Consider the following 17956-nt stretch of genomic DNA (forward strand, 5'->3'; position numbering starts at 1 on the left):
TCCTGAGACCCTGCGGCGCCTGGTAATGCGGTGAGGGTGCGATCAGATCGAGAACGAAGAGCCGCAGCCACACGTGGTGGTAGCGTTCGGGTTCTTGATCACGAAACGCGAACCTTCCAGACCTTCCTGGTAATCCACTTCGGCACCAGCCAGGTACTGGAAGCTCATCGGATCGACTACCAGACTGACGCCTTCGCGCTCGACGATGGTGTCGTCATCAGCCACTTCTTCATCGAAGGTGAAGCCGTATTGAAACCCTGAACAACCGCCGCCCGTAACGAATACGCGCAGCTTCAAGCGATCATTCCCCTCTTCATCGACCAGGCTCTTCACCTTGTGCGCGGCACCGTGGGTGAATTGCAAAGCCGTGGGGGTGAAGGATTCGACGCTCATGCTGACTATCTCCCGGCGTTACGCCGCCATAATGCGTGATGACGCGCATTATCCGCTTCTCCCAGAAAATCGGTCAACTATTGTTACGGTATATCAATCAACCCAATTGTCAGACCAAAATGCAAAAAGGCCCGTTCGACGGGCCTTTTTGCTGAGCGGGATAGAGTCTTACGGCAGCATGCCCGCATGGGACAGGCCCAAACGCTCATCCAGACCGAACAGGATGTTCAGGTTCTGCACCGCCTGACCCGACGCGCCTTTGACCAGGTTGTCGATCACCGACAACACCACCACCAGATCACCATCCTGCGGACGGTGCACGGCAATACGGCAAACGTTGGCACCACGCACACTGCGGGTTTCCGGATGGCTGCCGGCAGGCATCACGTCGACGAACGGTTCGTTGGCATAGCGCTTTTCGAACAACGCCTGCAGATCCACCGAGCGATCCACGACAGTCGCGTAGAGCGTCGAGTGAATACCGCGAATCATCGGCGTCAGGTGCGGAACGAAGGTCAGCCCCACGTCCTTGCCCGCTGCGCGACGCAGGCCCTGGCGGATTTCCGGCAAGTGACGGTGCCCTTTGACGGCGTAAGCCTTCATGCTTTCCGACGTCTCGGAGTACAGCGAACCTACAGAAGCGCCACGACCGGCACCGCTGACGCCGGATTTGCAGTCTGCGATCAACCGCGAAGTATCCGCCAGACCCGCTTCGAGCAAAGGCAGGAAACCCAATTGCGTGGCAGTCGGGTAGCAACCCGGCACAGCGATCAGGCGCGCTTGCTTGATTTGTTCACGATTGACTTCCGGCAAGCCGTAAACCGCCTCCTCCAACAGTTCCGGCGCGCCGTGCGGCTGACCGTACCATTTGGCCCACTCATCGGCGTCTTGCAGACGGAAGTCTGCCGACAGGTCGATGACCTTCGTCCCGGCAGCCAGCAACTCACCCGCCAAGGCATGGGCGACACCGTGCGGCGTGGCGAAGAACACCACGTCGCAGGCCCCGAGGGTCTTGATATCCGGAACGCTGAAAGCCAGGCCGTCGTAATGGCCTCGCAGGTTTGGGTACATGTCGGCCACGGCCAGGCCGGCCTCGGATCGGGAAGTGATCACTACCACTTCAGCTTGCGGATGCTGTGCCAACAGACGCAGCAGTTCGACACCGGTGTAACCCGTGCCGCCGACGATACCGACCTTGACCATAAACCTGCCCTCAACGAACCCACTGGAAAGCCGTCGATAATAGGGGCCGCGGGGCCTTGCGACAACCGTCAAGGTGACGTGTGGACGCTCTACCCCCTACTATCTTCGCTACCGTGAACCTGGGAATACCTGAAAATGCTTTATCTGTGGCTCAAAGCGCTTCATATCGTCAGCATGGTCTGCTGGTTTGCCGGCCTGTTTTATCTGCCCCGCCTGTTCGTCTATCACGCCCAAAGCGAAGACACCGTCAGCAAGGAACGCTTCAGCATCATGGAGCGCAAGCTGTACCGGGGCATCATGGGCCCGGCGATGATCGCCACTCTGGCATTCGGCATCTGGCTGATCAGCCTCAACCCAAGCGCCTACTTCACCCAAGGTGCATGGATGCATGCCAAATTGACCCTGGTGGTAATCCTGATCGGCTATCACCACATGTGCGGCGCACAGGTAAAACGTTTTGCCCGTGGCGAAAACACCCGCAGCCATGTCTTTTATCGCTGGTTCAATGAAGTGCCGGTTCTGATATTGCTGGCTATCGTAATTCTGGTCGTCGTTCGGCCGTTTTAATCCAACAAGCATCATTCACCCGGGGTACTTCCAATGTCGCTGCCCGCTTTGCTCGAACAACGTTTGCGTCTGCCCGTTGTAGCAGCGCCGATGTTTCTGATTTCAAATCCTGAGCTGGTGCTCGCCTGCTGCCGCAATGGCGTGGTGGGCAGCTTTCCTGCGCTGAACCAACGTGAGAGCAGCGGTTTCAAGGCCTGGCTGGAAGAAATCGAAGCAGGACTGGCGATACTGGAAAACCCCGCGCCTTATGCAGTGAATCTGATCGTCCACAACAGCAATCCGCGATTGCAAGCGGATCTGGCGATCTGCATCGAGCACAAAGTACCGATCGTGATCACCAGCCTCGGCGCCGTGAAGGAATTGGTCGACGCCGTGCACAGCTATGGCGGCCTGGTGTTTCACGACGTGACGACGCGCCGCCACGCGGAAAAAGCTGCCGAAGCCGGTGTGGACGGCTTGATCGCCGTGGCTGCGGGCGCCGGTGGTCACGCCGGAACCTGGAGCCCGTTTTCGCTGATCGCCGAGATTCGACAGTTTTTCGACAAGACCCTGTTGCTGGCCGGCTGCCTGAACCATGGCCATGAAATTCTTGCCGCACAGTTGCTCGGTGCGGATTTGGCCTACTTCGGTACGCGATTTATCGGCACGACGGAAAGTCATGCGCCTGACGCGTATAAGGGGATGCTCCTGACTTCCAGAGCCGCAGACATCGTCCATACTCCAGCGGTGTCGGGAGTACCGGCGAGTTTCATGCGACGGAGCCTTGAGGCCGCCGGTTTCGACATGGCAGCCCTGCAAGGCAAGGGCGAGGTGGACTTCGGCTCCAAGCTCAAGCCATTGAACGATGAAGCCAAAGCCTGGAAAACCGTGTGGTCCGCAGGCCAGGGCGTCGGAGAAATCGAGGACCTGCCGAGTGTCGATCAACTGGTCGCACGTCTCGACACCGAATACCGCAAGGCGCTGGAACTGGCGGCGGCGTTGCCCAAGCGCTGGCCGCGCTGACAGGCGGGCCTTACACTTCATAGCTGCAACACCGTCTATTACAAACTCTTGCGACAAGGATGCCCGGCCATGAGCGAAAACCGTTTCAAGATCGTCTTCGATGGCGCTCTGCTGCCAGGTGTGGACGTCACCACCGCGAAGCTCAACCTCGCCGAGCTGTTCAAGAGCGACGTCGCGGCCATCGAACGCCTGTTCAGTGGCCGGCAGGTTGCGCTCAAACGCGACCTGTCCCACGCCGATGCGCAGACTTACCTTCAGGCGCTGACGAAAACCGGGATCGATGCCCGAATCGAGACAGAACCCTCGATCGAGCTGAACCTGTCCGACGTTCACGAACACGCTCCTGCCAACAGCCAACCTGTCACGGCAGATCCCGATTCTCCCTATGCACCGCCCCGCGCCTCTGTCGGCGAAGCACTGCCGGAGTTTTCTACGCTCAAGGCCTTCAGTTTCGTTGGCCGCATCGGTCGCTTGCGCTTTCTGGCCTGGACGATGGCTCTTACGCTGGTGACGCTTGGCGTTGGCGCCGTATTGGCGGTGTTCGGCTTTGCACTCATTAGCACAGACTCGACTGCTGGCTTGATCCTCGCGGGTCTGTTGGCCGTTATCCTGGTCGTGGTGCTCGCCTTCATCAGCATCCAGTTCAGTGTGCAGCGTCTGCACGATATCGGCTGGTCCGGCTGGCTTTGGCTGCTGAACCTTGTACCGGTCGTGGGCAGCGTTTTTCCGTTTGTCATAATGATCGTGCCAGGTAACAACACGGCCAACCGATATGGCGCACCACCACCGCCCAACAGCAACGCGGTCAGGGTGCTGGCTTCGCTGTGGCTGGTGTTTATCGCAATCATGTTTGTGGGCGGGCTGACTGGAGGCCTCACCGCGATCCAGGATGAGTACGAAAGCGCCACCGACAGCACCTATCAAAGCAGCGCGGTGATCCCCGACGAAGTTGAAGTCGAGCCGGCCGATGAGGCCGAACAAGCGCCAAATTCATCTGATGATGCAGCCGAAGCAGCCGAGCCCACTGTAGACTCTGCGAAAGAATGAACAGCGCTCCCCGCCCGTGACACCTGCGTCGCCGGCGCGGAGCTGTTGCGATGGAGAACTGCATGACCCGTTACGCTCTGATCACTGGCGCTTCCAGCGGCATCGGCCTGGCGATGGCCGAAGCGCTGGCCCGGCGCGGCCGCAACCTGATTCTGGTGGCCCGACAGCGTGATCAGCTGGAAAGCATTGCGATTGAACTGACTCAACGTTTTGGTGTGGAGGTGCTGTTTCGTGCCTGTGACCTGGGCGAGCCGCTGAGGCTGTCCGGTTTTTTGCTGGAGCTGGAGGAAGGCGACCGGCAAATCGATTTACTGGTCAACTGTGCCGGCATCGGTACCTGCGGCCCATTCCTGGCCCAGGACTGGATGACCGAACAAGACTTGATCGAAGTGAATATCCTGGCCCTCACTCGCTTGTGCCATGCCATTGGCAACAGCATGGCCTTGCAGGGCGGCGGGCAGATTCTGAACGTCGCCTCGGTCGCGGCGTTCCATCCCGGCCCCTGGATGAGCACTTACTACGCCAGCAAGGCTTACGTGCTGCATTTTTCCGAAGGTTTACGCGTCGAACTGAAGAAATGCGCGGTCAAGGTGTCGGTACTCTGCCCCGGCCCGACCCGCACGGCGTTTTTCCGCACCGCGCAACTGGACACCGACAAACTGGTCGAGAGCAAACTGCTGATGAGTCCAGAAGAAGTCGCGCTCTATACCGTGCGCGCGCTGGCGAAAAATCGCGCCATTATTATTCCCGGTCGCCTGAATCGCTGGTTCGCGTTCCTGCCGCGGCTCGGCTCACGCTGGCTGACCCGGACAATCGCGGGCATGGTCAACAAAGCCTATTGCCCGCGCTGATCAATCCTCAAGGCAAAAGACTGGGCTCTGACCTGCCCCATGGTTACACTCAGGCCAGCCCAAACAACGGAGAAAACAGCTGTGGATACTCTGTTCACCAAGATCATCAACCGGGAAATCCCGGCGAAGATCATTTACGAGGACGACCAGGTACTGGCCTTCCACGACATCGCGCCACAGGCCCCCGTGCATTTCCTGGTAGTCCCGAAGAAACCGGTGCGTACCCTTAACGACCTCACCGAGGACGATAAGGCTTTGGCCGGGCATATTCTGTTCACGGCCCAGCGCCTGGCGCTGGAATTGGGCTGTGAGGAAGGTTTCCGGGTAGTCATGAACTGCAATGAATTGGGCGGGCAGACCGTCTATCACATTCATATGCACGTGCTGGGTCAGCGCCAGATGCACTGGCCGCCGGGCTGATTCACCAATCTCCCTGTAGGAGCGAGGCTTGCCCGCGAAGGCGTCCTCAAGTGCGCCAAAAGCTTCGCGGGCAAGCCTCGCGCCTACAGATCGTTTTTATCCAGGTCAGATGAATCCATTACCAGCCATGACCCAGCGCAAACCCTCCCCCGGCCGATTGAGTTAAACTGGCCGCCGAGATTCTTCCCGGAGGTCAGCATGACTACCCAACGTCACTACTCGCCAATTGACCGTCTTCTGCTGCAAGCCGACGCCGCGATGCGTACTTTGCTGCCCTTCAGTGGTCAGCCCTACCGTCCGTCGCCTGCCATCGTGCAGCCGGATGCGCAAATGAGCGACGAGGACACCCGACACGTCGCCGGCTTGATGCGCATCAACCATACCGGCGAAGTCTGTGCCCAGGCGCTGTATCAAGGCCAGGCCCTGACCGCCAAGCTGCCGAAAGTGCGCGCCGCCATGGAGCACGCCGCCGAAGAAGAAATCGACCATCTGGTGTGGTGCGAACAACGCATTCATCAGTTGGGCAGCCACACTAGCATCCTCAATCCGCTGTTCTACGGCATGTCGTTCGGGATTGGCGCGGTCGCCGGGTTGATCAGCGACAAAGTCAGCCTGGGTTTCGTTGCTGCCACCGAGCATCAGGTCTGCAAACACCTGAATGAACACCTTGAGCAACTGCCTGCCGAGGATGAAAAGTCCCGGGCGATCCTCGAGCAGATGCGCATTGATGAAGAACACCACGCCGAAAGTGCGCTGGATGCCGGGGGGTTTCGTTTTCCTGCACCGGTGAAGTTCGGCATGAGTCTGTTGGCCAAGGTAATGACCAAGAGTACGTATCGGATCTAAGTATTGCAGCACCCGCGACGTCCCCATCGCGGGCAAGCCCGCTCCCACAGGAACCGCGTTTCGCAATAAAAAAGGCGACTACCTCGAGGTAGTCGCCTTTTTTGTACTCGGAACTCTTAGTTCAGCATGTTGCGCGCGTAGAAAGTTTGCATCACCTGAGTCTGCACGTCGATTCAACCAAGCTCGATGATTTCGTAGTCGTGGGTAATCGCCACGCCAGCCGCGCCGAGCATGATCGAGGCCGAGCAATACTTCTCGGCCGACAGCTCGATGGCGCGCTTGACCTGGGCTTCTTTCAATCCGCGGCCCTTGACCACGAAGTGCATGTGGATTTTGGTGAAAACCTTCGGATCTTCGGTCGCACGCTCGGCTTCGAGGAAGGCTTCGCAGCTTTCGACGGCCTGACGGGACTTCTTGAGGATGCTGACCACATCAAAATTGCTGCAGCCGCCAACACCCAGCAGGAGCATTTCCATCGGCCGGACACCCAGGTTACGACCGCCGGCATCGGGCGGACCGTCCATGACCACGACATGACCGCTGCCGGATTCGCCGAGGAACATGGCTTCGCCAGCCCATTGGATGCGTGCCTTCATCGCCAAGACTCCACTGTCTAAAAAAGGGTCGCCAGCTTAGCACAGGGCCCTTGATTGGCAGCGCTTCGCCTTCCTAGGACATAACCATCTGCGTCGTAGGCAAATTCTTGAATCTTGAAGGAATGTGTCTGTTAAGCTGGCGCCAAATCAGTGGCGCATAGCCAGCTTCGCAGCGAATAAAAAGGATCGCAGGCTTCGCCAGCGCCTATAAAAAACAAACACACCGTGCAGTCTTTTCGGGATACAACCATGGTTGCTATTACCCCCACACCCAAAATCAAGAACCTCGACAAACTGTTGATGCACTGCCAGCGCCGTCGCTATGCCGCCAAGAGCAACATCATTTGTGCCGGTGACCGCTCGGACACGCTGTTTTTCATCATCAAAGGTTCGGTCACCATTCTGATTGAGGATGACGACGGCCGTGAAATGATCATTGCCTACCTCAACTCCGGAGACTTTTTCGGCGAGCTGGGTCTGTTTGAGCAAGCGGGCCTGGAACAGGAACGCAGCGCTTGGGTGCGGGCCAAGGTCGAATGCGACGTCGCGGAAATCAGCTACGCGAAATTCCGCGAGCTGTCCCAACAAGACCCAGACATTCTTTACGTGCTCAGCGGACAAATCGCACAGCGCCTGCGCAATACCACGCGCAAGGTCGGTGACTTGGCGTTCTTCGACGTGACCGGTCGCGTTGCACGCTGTCTGCTGGAGCTGTGCAAGCAGCCTGACGCCATGACTCACCCGGACGGCATGCAGATCAAAGTGACCCGTCAGGAAATCGGCAGGATTGTCGGTTGTTCCCGTGAGATGGTCGGCCGCGTCCTCAAGGATCTGGAGGAGCGCAACCTGGTCGACGTCAAAGGCAAGACCATGGTGGTCTTCGGCACGCGCTAAGCTCGAAAACCAGGCTCCGAGCATTTAAGCCCCGAGCATTTCTGCCAACAACTGTCGGTACAGCGCATCGAGGCGTTCCAGTGCCTCAGGAGCGGCAAACTTCTCATGCAGGGCGATGTGGCTTTCAGCGCGAACCCGCTGCTCCAGGCCACAGGCTTCATTGAAGCGATTGACCGCCGCGACCATCGACTCTCGCTCGTCATCGATCAACATCGCCCCGTGCACCAGGCCGACCGGACGCTGACCGCCCTTGCTCTGGCGCCACCGCTGGGCGGTGCCGACCATCTTTCGGCCATCGAGGTTGACGTTGAAACGGCCGTCGCAGAACGCACCCTCAATTTCGCCCAACGACGAAGTGCCGCCCAGCTCATCGAGTAACTGACAGATCGGATCACACAGACGCCGGTAGCCGGTTTCGATGCGGTTCAAATCGCCTTCGCTGCACGGTGGCGCATAAACCAGTGCGATGTTGATGGTCGAGGCCGATTGCGGCACTGGCTCACCGCCGGTTTCGCGCAGCAATACCGGCCAGCCGGCGGCAGCGGAGACTTCGCAGGCATCCTCGAACTGTGGCAGTCGATTCAAGCGACGAGGCATGACCAATGCGCGGTCAGTGGGTTGCCAGAACAGCAGACCGAATTCCGACTCACCGCTGCACACATGGGCCAGCAGGTCCTGCTCGGCGAGCAGGCCGGCTTCGATGGTCAGGGGGGTTGGTGAGGTCATAAGGTATTCCGTTGGACATGAAGTCTATGGCGCTACTTATGCCGCCATCGCGAGCAGGCTCGCTCCCACATTGGATCTCTGATGTTGGTAGATCTCTTGTGGGAGCGAGCCTGGCGATGGGGTCGACTCGGTCTGCGTGTAATCAGTCGAGCGTAGAACCGCTCACTGGAATGCCACGCTCGGGAAAGAACAGGCGCTGCAGTTCGGTACCCGGGTTTTCGGCGCGCATGAACGCTTCGCCGACCAGGAACGCATACACGTCGCTGATTTCCATCAGCTCGACATCGGCCCGGTTGAGAATGCCACTCTCGGTAATCACCAGACGATCACGCGGAATACGCGGCAACAGGTCGAGGGTGGTTTCCAGATTGACTTCGAAAGTGTGCAGGTTGCGGTTGTTCACGCCCACCAGTGGCGTGTCGAGTGTCTTCAAGGCCCGCTCCAGCTCATCGCCGTCGTGGACTTCCACCAGCACATCGAGACCGACGCTTTTGGCCACGGCCGCCAGTTCGGCCATTTTCACGTCATCCAGTGCGGAAACGATCAACAGCACGCAGTCAGCACCCAGAGCACGAGACTCGACGATCTGATACGGATCGATCATGAAATCCTTGCGGATCACCGGCAGCTTGCATGCCGCCCGAGCCTGTTGCAGATACGCATCGGCGCCCTGGAAGTAATCGATGTCGGTGAGCACCGACAGGCAAGTCGCCCCGCCCTTTTCGTAACTTTTGGCGATGTCGGCGGGAACGAAGTTCTCGCGAATCACGCCTTTGCTTGGCGAAGCCTTCTTGATTTCAGCAATGACCGCCGGCTGTTTCGTCTTGGCCTGATCGATCAATGCCTTGGCGAAACCACGGGGTGCATCGGCCGCCTTGGCCAGATTTTCCAGCTCCGCCAGGCTCACACGGGCGCTACGCTCGGCGACTTCCTGAACTTTGCGGGCCAGAATATTTTCCAGAACCGTCGGCACACTCATCCCTCATTCTCCACTTTGAATACCGCGGTAAATGCACCCAATTCCTCAAGTTTTTCCCGAGCGAGGCCTGTGTGCAGCGCATCGTGCGCCAGAGCAACGCCTTCTTTCAAACTGCTGGCATGGTCGGCGGCGTACAAAGCGGCACCGGCATTGAGCACGATCATCTCGGCGGCTTTCTGACCGTTCTCGGTCTTGCGCTTGCCCAAGGCATCGCGAATCAGCTCAAGGGAGGCCGCCGGACTTTCCACTGCCAGACCGTGCAGGCTCTGGCTCTTCATCCCCAAGTCTTCGGGTTCGACCCAATACTCGGTGATCTGGTCATTCTTCAATTCAGCCACAAAGGTCGGAGCCGCCAGACTGAACTCGTCCAGGCCATCCTTCGAATGCACCACCAGCACGTGTTTGCTACCCAGACGCTGCAAAACTTCGGCCAATGGCCGGCACAACGCCTGACTGAATACACCCACTACTTGGTGTTTCACACCGGCCGGATTCGTAAGCGGGCCGAGCATGTTGAACAAGGTGCGCAAGCCCAGCTCGCGGCGCGGGCCGGCGGCGTGCTTCATGGCGCTATGGTGAGTCTGGGCAAACATGAAACCGATGCCGACGTTGTCGATGCAACGCGCCACCTGAACCGGCGTCAGGTTCAGGTAGATACCGGCCGCCTCCAGCAGGTCGGCGCTGCCGCTTTTACCCGACACCGCACGGTTACCGTGCTTGGCCACGGTGCAACCGGCCGCGGCAACGACAAACGAAGAAGCGGTGGAAACGTTGAAAATGTTCGCACCGTCGCCGCCGGTGCCGACCACATCGACCACGCCGTCGAGGGTGTTAAGTTCGACCTTGTCCGCCAACTCGCGCATCGCCGTCACGGCGCCGACGATCTCATCGATGCTTTCGCTCTTCATGCGCATGGCCATCATGAACGCACCGATCTGCGCATCCGTGCATTGCCCGGTCATGATTTCGCGCATGACATCGCGCATCTCATCGGTACTGAGGTCGAGGTGGCCGACGATACGGCTCAGGGCTGTCTTGATATCCATGGAAAGTCCTTAGCGCGTGCCGCCGGTTTGTTTGAGGAAATTGGCGAACAGCTCGTGGCCCTGTTCGGTGAGGATAGACTCAGGGTGGAATTGCACACCTTCGATGTTCAGCGTTTTGTGGCGCAGGCCCATGATCTCGTCGACCGAGCCATCTTCGAGCTGGGTCCAGGCGGTCAGTTCCAGGCAATCGGGCAGGGTTTCACGCTTGACGATCAGCGAGTGATAACGGGTGACCGTCAGCGGGCGATTCAGACCTTCGAATACGCCCTTGTCCTCATGGAATACCGGGCTAGTCTTACCGTGCATGACTTGACGGGCACGGACCACATCGCCACCAAAGGCTTGGCCGATGGACTGGTGACCCAGGCAAACACCGAGAATCGGCAGTTTGCCGGCGAAGTGCTTGATCGCTTCGATGGAGATACCGGCTTCGGTCGGAGTGCAAGGACCAGGCGACACGACAATGCGCTCAGGGTTGAGAGCTTCGATTTCGGCAATGGTGAGTTCATCGTTGCGCACGACTTTAACCTCGGAGCCCAGCTCGCCAAGGTATTGCACAACGTTGTAAGTAAAAGAGTCGTAGTTATCGATCATCAGCAACATGGCGTTAAGAACCTCTTGAATTCACTGACTTTTAAGACGGCCTTCGAATGATTTACCCGCAGTGCGCTGCGCTTTGTCAGGTGCTGGAGTGGCGCCAGCAAAGCGGCATTTCATACAGGTAAAGAAGGCAAAGCGGTACAGGTCCGGCCAGGCCGGCAGAAAAGATTCAGGCGCGCCAACGCCAACGGGCGTGTGCCTTGATGACTTGATCCAGGAGTTTGCTGACGATCAACACGGGGAAGGTCTCATTCATACGTCTCGGCACAGTAACTTAGCTGGGCAGAGCGTGCAATATGGTCGGGGCGACAGGGTGCGAAACAAGCGAAGGGTTCGCGATAGATGGCAAAGGGCCGAAAGCTTTTGGTACTGTCGTTTCGTTTACAACAACAATAAATAAACGGACTTGCTCATGATCAAACAGACGTTGTTTGTACCGCTCGCCGGATGCCTGCTCGCTGCGGCCTGTTCCCAGGCGATCGCCGCGCCCAACCCGTATTCGAATTTCGTCGTCTTTGGCGACAGCCTCAACGATGCCGGGCAGTTTACCGACACGGGCGGCCCTGCCGGTGCGACCCAGCGTTTTACTAACCGGACCGGGCCGGTCTACCTGGATGGCAGTGGTGAATTTCGCTCGCTGAACTCCACGCAATTGTTGGGTGGACGTCTCGGGTTCTCAGCAGACCAGACCGCCGCCTCGACTTCGGCTGTACGCGCCAATGAAGGACTGGTGGATGGCAACAACTGGGCCGTGGGCGGTTACCGCACCGACCAGATTCTGGATTCGATCACTACCGAATCCGCCACGGGCGAACGCACCCGACCAGGCTATCTGCCGACGAACAATTTCCGCGCCGATCCGAATGCGCTGTATTACATCTCCGGGGGCGGCAACGACTTCCTTCAAGGCCGCGTACTCAATACCGCCCAGGCCAACACCGCGGCAAATCAACTGGCCGACAGCGTGCAGACCCTGCAAACAGCCGGCGCCAAATACATCGTGGTCTGGCTGCTGCCCGACCTTGGATTGACGCCCGCCGTCAATGGCACTCCATTACAAGCCTCGATCTCACAGCTGAGTACCGACTTTAATCAACAGTTGGTCACACGCCTGGCGGGGATCAATGCCGAAATCATCCCGCTGAACATTCCACTGCTGTTGCAGGAAACCTTCGCCGACCCGGCGCGTTTCGGCCTCGCCACCGGCCAGAACCTGACGGCCACCTGTTTTAGCGGCAGCGGTTGTACGGAGAACGCCGTGTATGGCATCAACAGTGCCACCCCGGACCCGAGCAAGCTGATTTATAACGACTCGGTTCACCCCACGGAAACCGGGCAAAAGCTGATAGCCGATTACGCCTATTCCTTGCTGTCGGCGCCTTGGGAACTGACGCTGCTGCCGGAAATGGCCCACGCCACCTTACGCGCCCATCAGGATGAACTGCGTAGCCAGTGGCAATCCGACTGGGAGAACTGGCAGGCCGTCGGCCAATGGCGCGCGATTGTCGCCGGCGGTGGACAGCATCTGGATGTCGATAGCCAAAGCAGCGGCGCCAGCGCCGATGGCAGCGGCTACAACCTGAATATCGGCGGCAGCTATCGCCTCAATGAAGCCTGGCGCGTGGGTGTGGCAGCAGGCTTCTATCGTCAGAACCTGGACGCCGGTAGTAACGATTCGGACTACAAACTCAATAGCTATCTGGCGACCGCCTTCGCCCAGTTTCAGCAGAATCGCTGGTGGGCCGATGCCGCATTGACCGGTGGCAAACTGGATTACGACAACCTCGAACGCAAATTCGACCTGGGTGTCAGCGAAGGTGGGGAAAAGGGTGATACCGATGGCCACCTCTGGGCCTTCAGCACTCGCCTTGGCTATGACATTGCGCAACCGGGCAGCGAATGGCATCTGTCACCGTTCATCAGCGCCGATTACGCCAAAGTGGAAGTCGACGGCTACTCGGAAAACAGCACCCGCTCCACGGCGCTGACCTTTGATGATCAGACCCGAGATTCGAAACGCCTGGGTGTCGGTTTGCAAGGCAAATACAACTTCACCCGTCAGACCCAGGTATTTGGCGAATATGCCTACGAACGTGAGTACGAAGATGACGTTCAGAAGGTAAACATCGCCCTCAACAGCCTGCCGGCGAACGACTTTACGCTGGAAGGTTATACGCCGCAGAGTCACTTGAACCGCGTGAGCCTGGGGGTCAGCCACAAGTTGACCGCCGACCTGGCGCTGCGTGCTGGTTACACGTTCCGCAAGGATGATGACTTTACCCAACAGGGCATCAACGTTGGGGTGGCGTTGGATTTCTAAACCGCAGGCAATAAAAAACGCGGTGCCCTCACAGGCGCCGCGTTTTTTATGGTGGTGAGATCCATGTGGGAGCGAGCCTGCTCGCGATAGCGATGAGTCAGGCAACATCAATGTCAGCAGTGCTGGCCCCATCGCGAGCAGGCTCGCTCCCACAGGTATTGCATGAACTCAGGTGTCTGGCGCCTGCTCGGCCAAAGCCACGGCACGGAACATGGCGCGGCGCTTGTTCAGGGTTTCTTCCCATTCCAGTGCCGGCACAGAGTCGGCGACGATGCCGCCACCGGCCTGCACGTGCAGTTCGCCGTTCTTGATCACTGCGGTGCGGATCGCAATCGCAGTGTCCATGTTGCCGTTCCAGGCGAAGTAACCGACCGCGCCGCCGTAGACGCCACGCTTGACCGGTTCCAGCTCGTCAATGATTTCCATCGCGCGAATCTTCGGCGCGCCAGACAAGGTGCCGGCCGGCAGGATCGCCCGCAGTGCGTCCATCGCCGTCAGCCCGGCCTTCAATTGGCCAGTGACGTTGGACACGATGTGCATCACGTTGGAATAACGCTCGATCACCATCTTCTCGGTGAGTTTCACCGAACCGATTTCCGAAACCCGACCGGTGTCGTTGCGGCCCAGATCGATCAGCATCAAGTGCTCGGCGATTTCCTTGTCGTCCGACAGCAGGTCTTTTTCCAGCGCCACGTCAGCCTCTTCGTTGGCACCTCGCGGACGAGTGCCGGCAATCGGGCGCACGGTGATCAGGTTGTCTTCGACCCGCACCAATACTTCCGGCGAACTGCCGACGACGTGGAAGTCGCCGAAGTTGAAGAAGTACATGTAAGGCGTCGGGTTGAAGCAGCGCAGCGCCCGATACAGATCGATAGGCGCAGCCTTGAAGTCGATCGACATACGCTGGGACGGCACAACCTGCATGCAGTCGCCGGCCAGGATGTATTCCTTGATGGTATCGACGGCTTTTTCATAATCGCTCTGGGTGAAGCTCGAGCGGAACACCGGATCAGCAGACTGTTGCTTGCTGAAATCCAGGCCACGGCGCGGGGTAATCGGCTGACGGAGTTGTTCCAGCAGCGCTTGCAGACGCGCCTGACCTTGTTCGAAGGCGTCTTCCTGCGATGGATCGGCCAGGACAATCGCGTGCATTTTGCCGGCGAGGTTGTCGAACACCACTACCGCGTCGGACACCATCAGCAAAATGTCCGGTACGCCCAGTGGATCCGGGTTCGGGCATTTGCCCAGACGCTTCTCCACATAGCGCACGCAGTCATAACCGAAGTAGCCCACCAGACCGCCATTGAAGCGCGGCAGACCGGCGATGGTCGGCACGTTGTAACGCGCCTTGAAGGCTTCGACAAAGGCCAGCGGGTCTTCAACGTCGTGGCTTTCGATCTCGACGCCGTCGTGGGTCACGCTGACGTGGTGATCGTGAACCCGCAGCACGGTGCGGCACGGCAGGCCAATGATCGAATAACGGCCCCATTTCTCGCCGCCCTGCACCGACTCCAGCAGGTAGGAATTGGGCTCGTCGGCCAGTTTCAGGTAGATCGACAACGGCGTGTCGAAGTCGGCCAGGGTTTCGCAGGCAAGCGGGATGCGGTTGTAGCCGGCAGCGGCCAAACGCAGGAATTCTTCGCGGATCATGAGGTGCCTCGTGGCTTGAGGGTCTAACGGTCAGGTGTGCAAACGCGCCGGTACGCCGGCCAGGAACAAGTCAGGCGCGCCAACGCCAGCGGGCCAGGGCCTTGATGACTTTCATCCAGAGTTTGCGAGTGACCACCACGATGGCGTTTCCAGGAGGGGATTGAACAGCGTCGGGCAACGTTATCTCAGCGGCCGGATCCAGGCAACCGGGAATTAGTTTGCGCAGATCATCGATCACCAGCGCCGGCGATTCTTCGGCGATTGGCCGACCGTGGTTATAGCCGTAACTGAGGGCCACGCATTTGACCCCCGCCGCTTTCGCCGCCAGCACGTCGCTGCGCGAGTCGCCGACGAACAACGATTGGGACGCTGGAATGTTGGCCATTTTCATCACGAAAAACAGCGCGGCCGGGTCGGGTTTCTTATTCGGTAGAGTGTCGCCACCGATGATCCATTTGAAGTAACGGCCGATCTTCATCTGATCCAGCAGCGGCGCGACGAAGCGTTCCGGCTTGTTGGTGATCAGCGCCATTTCGACGCCTTGTTTGTTCAGCCACTTGAGGGTGTCACGCACGCCGGGGTAAACCACCGTCAGTTCGTGACCATCTTCATAAAAGCCGTTGAACAATTCCAGGGCTTGCTCGGCCTCGACCTCATCGACACCCTCGGCGTCGATGTGGTTGGCCAAGGCCCGGCGCACCAGCATGTGCACGCCGTTGCCGACCCACTCCCGTACCGGTTCGATACCGGCAGGTTGACGCCCGAGTTTGAGCAGCATGTTATCCACGGCCGCCGCGAGGTCGGGGACCGAATCGACCAGCGTGCCATCCAGATCGAACATCACCAGCCGCGGCAGACGCCCGGGGAACAGCTGCTCAAAACCACTCATGGGCGAGCCAGCGCCAGTTCGGAGCGCATTTTTTCAATCACTTCCTGGTAGTTCGGCGCATTAAAGATCGCCGAGCCGGCCACGAAGGTGTCGGCGCCCGCCGCAGCGATTTCGCGAATGTTGTTCACATTCACGCCACCGTCGATTTCCAGGCGGATATCACGCCCGGAGGCATCGATCAGCGCCCGCGCTTCACGCAGCTTATCGAGAGTGCCGGGGATGAACTTCTGCCCGCCGAAACCCGGGTTGACGCTCATCAAGAGGATCATGTCGACCTTGTCCATCACGTACTTGAGCACGTCCAGCGGGGTCGCCGGGTTGAACACTAGGCCCGCCTTGCAGCCGCCCTCGCGGATCAGTTGCAGGGAACGGTCGACGTGCTGCGTGGCTTCCGGGTGGAAAGTAATGTAGGTCGCACCGGCTTCGATGAAGTCACCGACGATGCGGTCCACCGGGCTGACCATCAAGTGCGCATCGATTGGCGCGGTCACGCCGTACTTGCGCAGCGCGGCACACACCATCGGGCCGATGGTCAGGTTGGGCACGTAGTGGTTGTCCATGACATCGAAGTGCACGAAGTCGGCGCCGGCGGCCAGGACGTTATCCACTTCCTCGCCCAGGCGGGCGAAGTCGGCGGAGAGAATCGACGGAGCAATGACGAAGGGCTGCATGACGCACCTTTTTTGAGCAGAATCACGATGGCGCGCATTGTATACCTCATGCTTTGACGCGCGCACCGTGCTGCGATGATTGGGTACTAATAGGCCGCTCGGTAGATCTTCTCAATATCGACGGTACTCAACTTGCGCGGATTGTTACGCATCAGGCGCTCAATCCCGGCGGCTTCCACGGCCATGGCCGGGATCGCATCCTCGGGCACCCCGAAACTGCGCAGGCCCAGCGGGATTTCTACCGCTGCACACAGCTCGGTCATCGCCTCCACGGCTTTGTCCGCCGCTTCGTTGGCGCTCAGATGAGCGGTCTTCACCCCCATGGCCTCGGCAATATCCTGCATGCGCTCCACGCAAGCCATCTTGTTCCAGGTCATGACATACGGCAGCAGCAAGGCATTGCTGACGCCATGGGCAATGTTGAAACGCCCGCCCAGTGGATACGCCAACGCATGCACCGCGCCGACCCCGGCATTGCCGAACGCCATGCCGGCCATCAGGCTGGCGGTGGCCATGTCTTCGCGGGCTTGCAGATGGGATGGATTGGCGTAGGCTTTGGGCAGTGCTTTGGTAATCAGTTTGATCGCGCCAATGGCCAGGGCATCGGTGATTGGCGAGGCATTGAGCGACAGGTAGGACTCGATGGCGTGCACCAGCGCATCGACGCCACTGGCAGCGGTGACACTGCGCGGGCAGGTCAGGGTCATTTGCGGGCTGATCAGTGCCACGTCCGGCAACAGGTAATCGCTGACAATACCTTTCTTCAGTTGCGCGATCTTGTCGGAGAGGATGGCCACGTTGGTCACTTCCGAACCGGTGCCGGCAGTGGTCGGGATGGCAATCAGCGGCGGGCCTTTGCGCGGCACCTGATCAACGCCGAACAAGTCCTCCAGGGCGCCGTGGTAACCGGCATAGGCTGCAACACTCTTGGCGATGTCGATGGCACTGCCGCCACCGAGACCAATCAATCCGTCATGCCCGCCTTCACGGTAAACCCGCATGCAATCTTCGACGATGGCGATTTCCGGATCCGGCAGCACCCGGTCGAAAATCTCGTAACTGCGCTCGCCCAGCTGCGCCAGCGCCAGCTCTACCGTGCCGGACTTGACCAGTGCGGCGTCGGTGACGATCAGCGGGTTATCGATGTCCAGACGTGTGAGCTCAGCCGCCAGTTGCTCGATGGCACCTGCGCCAGTGATCAGTTTGTGAGCGATTTTGAAAGAGGAAAGACTCATGTGCGCAGCCTCTTATAGATA

General features: G+C 59.1%; 19 protein-coding genes. 8 read left to right on the forward strand and 11 right to left on the reverse strand.

What is annotated here, in order from left to right:
- Positions 1-42: 42 nt before the first annotated feature.
- Together erpA and argC are read right to left on the reverse strand one after the other, a co-directional pair.
- Positions 43-393, reverse strand: coding sequence for an iron-sulfur cluster insertion protein ErpA (gene erpA / locus ACZ89R_RS14940; RefSeq protein ID WP_007906865.1), 351 nt, complete (start codon positions 391-393; stop codon positions 43-45).
- A 168-nt stretch (positions 394-561) separates the two neighbouring features.
- A complete protein-coding gene (gene argC, locus ACZ89R_RS14945) occupies positions 562-1596 on the reverse strand; it encodes an N-acetyl-gamma-glutamyl-phosphate reductase (RefSeq protein ID WP_008008353.1) in 1035 nt (344 codons plus the stop codon).
- Between the two features lie 135 nt (positions 1597-1731).
- Here argC and hemJ point away from each other — a divergent pair, with 135 nt between their 5' ends.
- The 6 genes from hemJ (at position 1732) to coq7 (ending at position 6329) form a co-directional block, all read left to right on the forward strand.
- On the forward strand, positions 1732-2163 hold the full coding sequence (gene hemJ / locus ACZ89R_RS14950; RefSeq protein ID WP_095630806.1) for a protoporphyrinogen oxidase HemJ: 432 nt from the start codon (positions 1732-1734) through the stop codon (positions 2161-2163).
- A 33-nt stretch (positions 2164-2196) separates the two neighbouring features.
- Positions 2197-3165, forward strand: coding sequence for an NAD(P)H-dependent flavin oxidoreductase (locus ACZ89R_RS14955; protein ID WP_429545389.1), 969 nt, complete (start codon positions 2197-2199; stop codon positions 3163-3165).
- Positions 3166-3234: 69 nt separating this feature from the next.
- Positions 3235-4212, forward strand: coding sequence for a DUF805 domain-containing protein (locus ACZ89R_RS14960; protein WP_429545388.1), 978 nt, complete (start codon positions 3235-3237; stop codon positions 4210-4212).
- Positions 4213-4274: 62 nt separating this feature from the next.
- Positions 4275-5063: an SDR family NAD(P)-dependent oxidoreductase gene (locus ACZ89R_RS14965; protein WP_123497429.1), complete on the forward strand. Its 789-nt coding sequence runs from the start codon at positions 4275-4277 to the stop codon at positions 5061-5063.
- An 81-nt stretch (positions 5064-5144) separates the two neighbouring features.
- A complete protein-coding gene (locus tag ACZ89R_RS14970) occupies positions 5145-5483 on the forward strand; it encodes a histidine triad nucleotide-binding protein (RefSeq protein WP_007906873.1) in 339 nt (112 codons plus the stop codon).
- Positions 5484-5681: 198 nt separating this feature from the next.
- Positions 5682-6329 carry a 2-polyprenyl-3-methyl-6-methoxy-1,4-benzoquinone monooxygenase gene (coq7, locus tag ACZ89R_RS14975; protein ID WP_008008345.1) on the forward strand — a complete coding sequence of 216 codons (648 nt, stop codon included), beginning with the start codon at positions 5682-5684 and terminating at the stop codon, positions 6327-6329.
- Between the two features lie 173 nt (positions 6330-6502).
- Here the strand turns inward: coq7 and ACZ89R_RS14980 are convergent, their stop codons facing one another.
- On the reverse strand, positions 6503-6925 hold the full coding sequence (locus tag ACZ89R_RS14980; protein ID WP_007941657.1) for an OsmC family protein: 423 nt from the start codon (positions 6923-6925) through the stop codon (positions 6503-6505).
- Positions 6926-7174: 249 nt separating this feature from the next.
- Here ACZ89R_RS14980 and crp point away from each other — a divergent pair, with 249 nt between their 5' ends.
- On the forward strand, positions 7175-7819 hold the full coding sequence (gene crp, locus ACZ89R_RS14985; RefSeq protein ID WP_123497427.1) for a cAMP-activated global transcriptional regulator CRP: 645 nt from the start codon (positions 7175-7177) through the stop codon (positions 7817-7819).
- A gap of 24 nt (positions 7820-7843) precedes the next feature.
- Here crp and ACZ89R_RS14990 read toward each other — a convergent pair whose 3' ends face one another.
- The 4 genes from ACZ89R_RS14990 to ACZ89R_RS15005 form a co-directional block, all read right to left on the reverse strand.
- A complete protein-coding gene (locus ACZ89R_RS14990; protein ID WP_429545387.1) occupies positions 7844-8545 on the reverse strand; it encodes a lipoate--protein ligase family protein in 702 nt (233 codons plus the stop codon).
- Positions 8546-8687: 142 nt separating this feature from the next.
- Positions 8688-9524, reverse strand: a complete 837-nt coding sequence (gene trpC / locus ACZ89R_RS14995) for an indole-3-glycerol phosphate synthase TrpC (RefSeq protein WP_429545386.1) — start codon at positions 9522-9524, stop codon at positions 8688-8690.
- On the reverse strand, positions 9521-10570 hold the full coding sequence (gene trpD / locus ACZ89R_RS15000) for an anthranilate phosphoribosyltransferase (protein ID WP_007906883.1): 1050 nt from the start codon (positions 10568-10570) through the stop codon (positions 9521-9523). The genes trpC and trpD overlap by 4 nt, the downstream gene beginning before the upstream one ends.
- A 9-nt stretch (positions 10571-10579) precedes the next feature.
- Complete coding sequence (locus tag ACZ89R_RS15005) at positions 10580-11173, reverse strand: aminodeoxychorismate/anthranilate synthase component II (RefSeq protein ID WP_008067458.1); 594 nt, start codon at positions 11171-11173, stop codon at positions 10580-10582.
- A 409-nt stretch (positions 11174-11582) separates the two neighbouring features.
- On the opposite strand from ACZ89R_RS15005, the gene estP reads away from it, so the two are divergent.
- Positions 11583-13490 (forward strand): esterase EstP, encoded by a 1908-nt coding sequence (gene estP / locus ACZ89R_RS15010; RefSeq protein WP_429545385.1) that lies wholly within the window; start codon positions 11583-11585, stop codon positions 13488-13490.
- A gap of 168 nt (positions 13491-13658) precedes the next feature.
- Here the strand turns inward: estP and trpE are convergent, their stop codons facing one another.
- From trpE to ACZ89R_RS15030, 4 genes are all read right to left on the reverse strand, one after another.
- Positions 13659-15140 carry an anthranilate synthase component I gene (trpE, locus tag ACZ89R_RS15015; RefSeq protein ID WP_429545384.1) on the reverse strand — a complete coding sequence of 494 codons (1482 nt, stop codon included), beginning with the start codon at positions 15138-15140 and terminating at the stop codon, positions 13659-13661.
- A 70-nt stretch (positions 15141-15210) separates the two neighbouring features.
- Positions 15211-16029, reverse strand: coding sequence for a phosphoglycolate phosphatase (locus ACZ89R_RS15020; protein WP_429545383.1), 819 nt, complete (start codon positions 16027-16029; stop codon positions 15211-15213).
- Positions 16026-16700 carry a ribulose-phosphate 3-epimerase gene (rpe, locus tag ACZ89R_RS15025; RefSeq protein WP_007906892.1) on the reverse strand — a complete coding sequence of 225 codons (675 nt, stop codon included), beginning with the start codon at positions 16698-16700 and terminating at the stop codon, positions 16026-16028. Before rpe ends, ACZ89R_RS15020 begins: the two co-directional genes overlap by 4 nt.
- A gap of 86 nt (positions 16701-16786) precedes the next feature.
- Positions 16787-17935 (reverse strand): iron-containing alcohol dehydrogenase, encoded by a 1149-nt coding sequence (locus tag ACZ89R_RS15030; protein ID WP_192344778.1) that lies wholly within the window; start codon positions 17933-17935, stop codon positions 16787-16789.
- Positions 17936-17956: the final 21 nt, after the last annotated feature.

Source organism: Pseudomonas sp. TE3728 (assembly GCF_056279145.1).

Coding starts and splice junctions, on each gene's coding strand:
- erpA (WP_007906865.1), bottom strand. CDS start 393: ATGAGCGTCGAATCCTTCACCCCCACGGCTTTGCAATTCACCCACGGT.
- argC (WP_008008353.1), bottom strand. CDS start 1,596: ATGGTCAAGGTCGGTATCGTCGGCGGCACGGGTTACACCGGTGTCGAA.
- hemJ (WP_095630806.1), top strand. CDS start 1,732: ATGCTTTATCTGTGGCTCAAAGCGCTTCATATCGTCAGCATGGTCTGC.
- ACZ89R_RS14955 (WP_429545389.1), top strand. CDS start 2,197: ATGTCGCTGCCCGCTTTGCTCGAACAACGTTTGCGTCTGCCCGTTGTA.
- ACZ89R_RS14960 (WP_429545388.1), top strand. CDS start 3,235: ATGAGCGAAAACCGTTTCAAGATCGTCTTCGATGGCGCTCTGCTGCCA.
- ACZ89R_RS14965 (WP_123497429.1), top strand. CDS start 4,275: ATGACCCGTTACGCTCTGATCACTGGCGCTTCCAGCGGCATCGGCCTG.
- coq7 (WP_008008345.1), top strand. CDS start 5,682: ATGACTACCCAACGTCACTACTCGCCAATTGACCGTCTTCTGCTGCAA.
- ACZ89R_RS14980 (WP_007941657.1), bottom strand. CDS start 6,925: ATGAAGGCACGCATCCAATGGGCTGGCGAAGCCATGTTCCTCGGCGAA.
- crp (WP_123497427.1), top strand. CDS start 7,175: ATGGTTGCTATTACCCCCACACCCAAAATCAAGAACCTCGACAAACTG.
- ACZ89R_RS14990 (WP_429545387.1), bottom strand. CDS start 8,545: ATGACCTCACCAACCCCCCTGACCATCGAAGCCGGCCTGCTCGCCGAG.
- trpC (WP_429545386.1), bottom strand. CDS start 9,524: ATGAGTGTGCCGACGGTTCTGGAAAATATTCTGGCCCGCAAAGTTCAG.
- trpD (WP_007906883.1), bottom strand. CDS start 10,570: ATGGATATCAAGACAGCCCTGAGCCGTATCGTCGGCCACCTCGACCTC.
- ACZ89R_RS15005 (WP_008067458.1), bottom strand. CDS start 11,173: ATGTTGCTGATGATCGATAACTACGACTCTTTTACTTACAACGTTGTG.
- estP (WP_429545385.1), top strand. CDS start 11,583: ATGATCAAACAGACGTTGTTTGTACCGCTCGCCGGATGCCTGCTCGCT.
- trpE (WP_429545384.1), bottom strand. CDS start 15,140: ATGATCCGCGAAGAATTCCTGCGTTTGGCCGCTGCCGGCTACAACCGC.
- ACZ89R_RS15020 (WP_429545383.1), bottom strand. CDS start 16,029: ATGAGTGGTTTTGAGCAGCTGTTCCCCGGGCGTCTGCCGCGGCTGGTG.
- rpe (WP_007906892.1), bottom strand. CDS start 16,700: ATGCAGCCCTTCGTCATTGCTCCGTCGATTCTCTCCGCCGACTTCGCC.
- ACZ89R_RS15030 (WP_192344778.1), bottom strand. CDS start 17,935: ATGAGTCTTTCCTCTTTCAAAATCGCTCACAAACTGATCACTGGCGCA.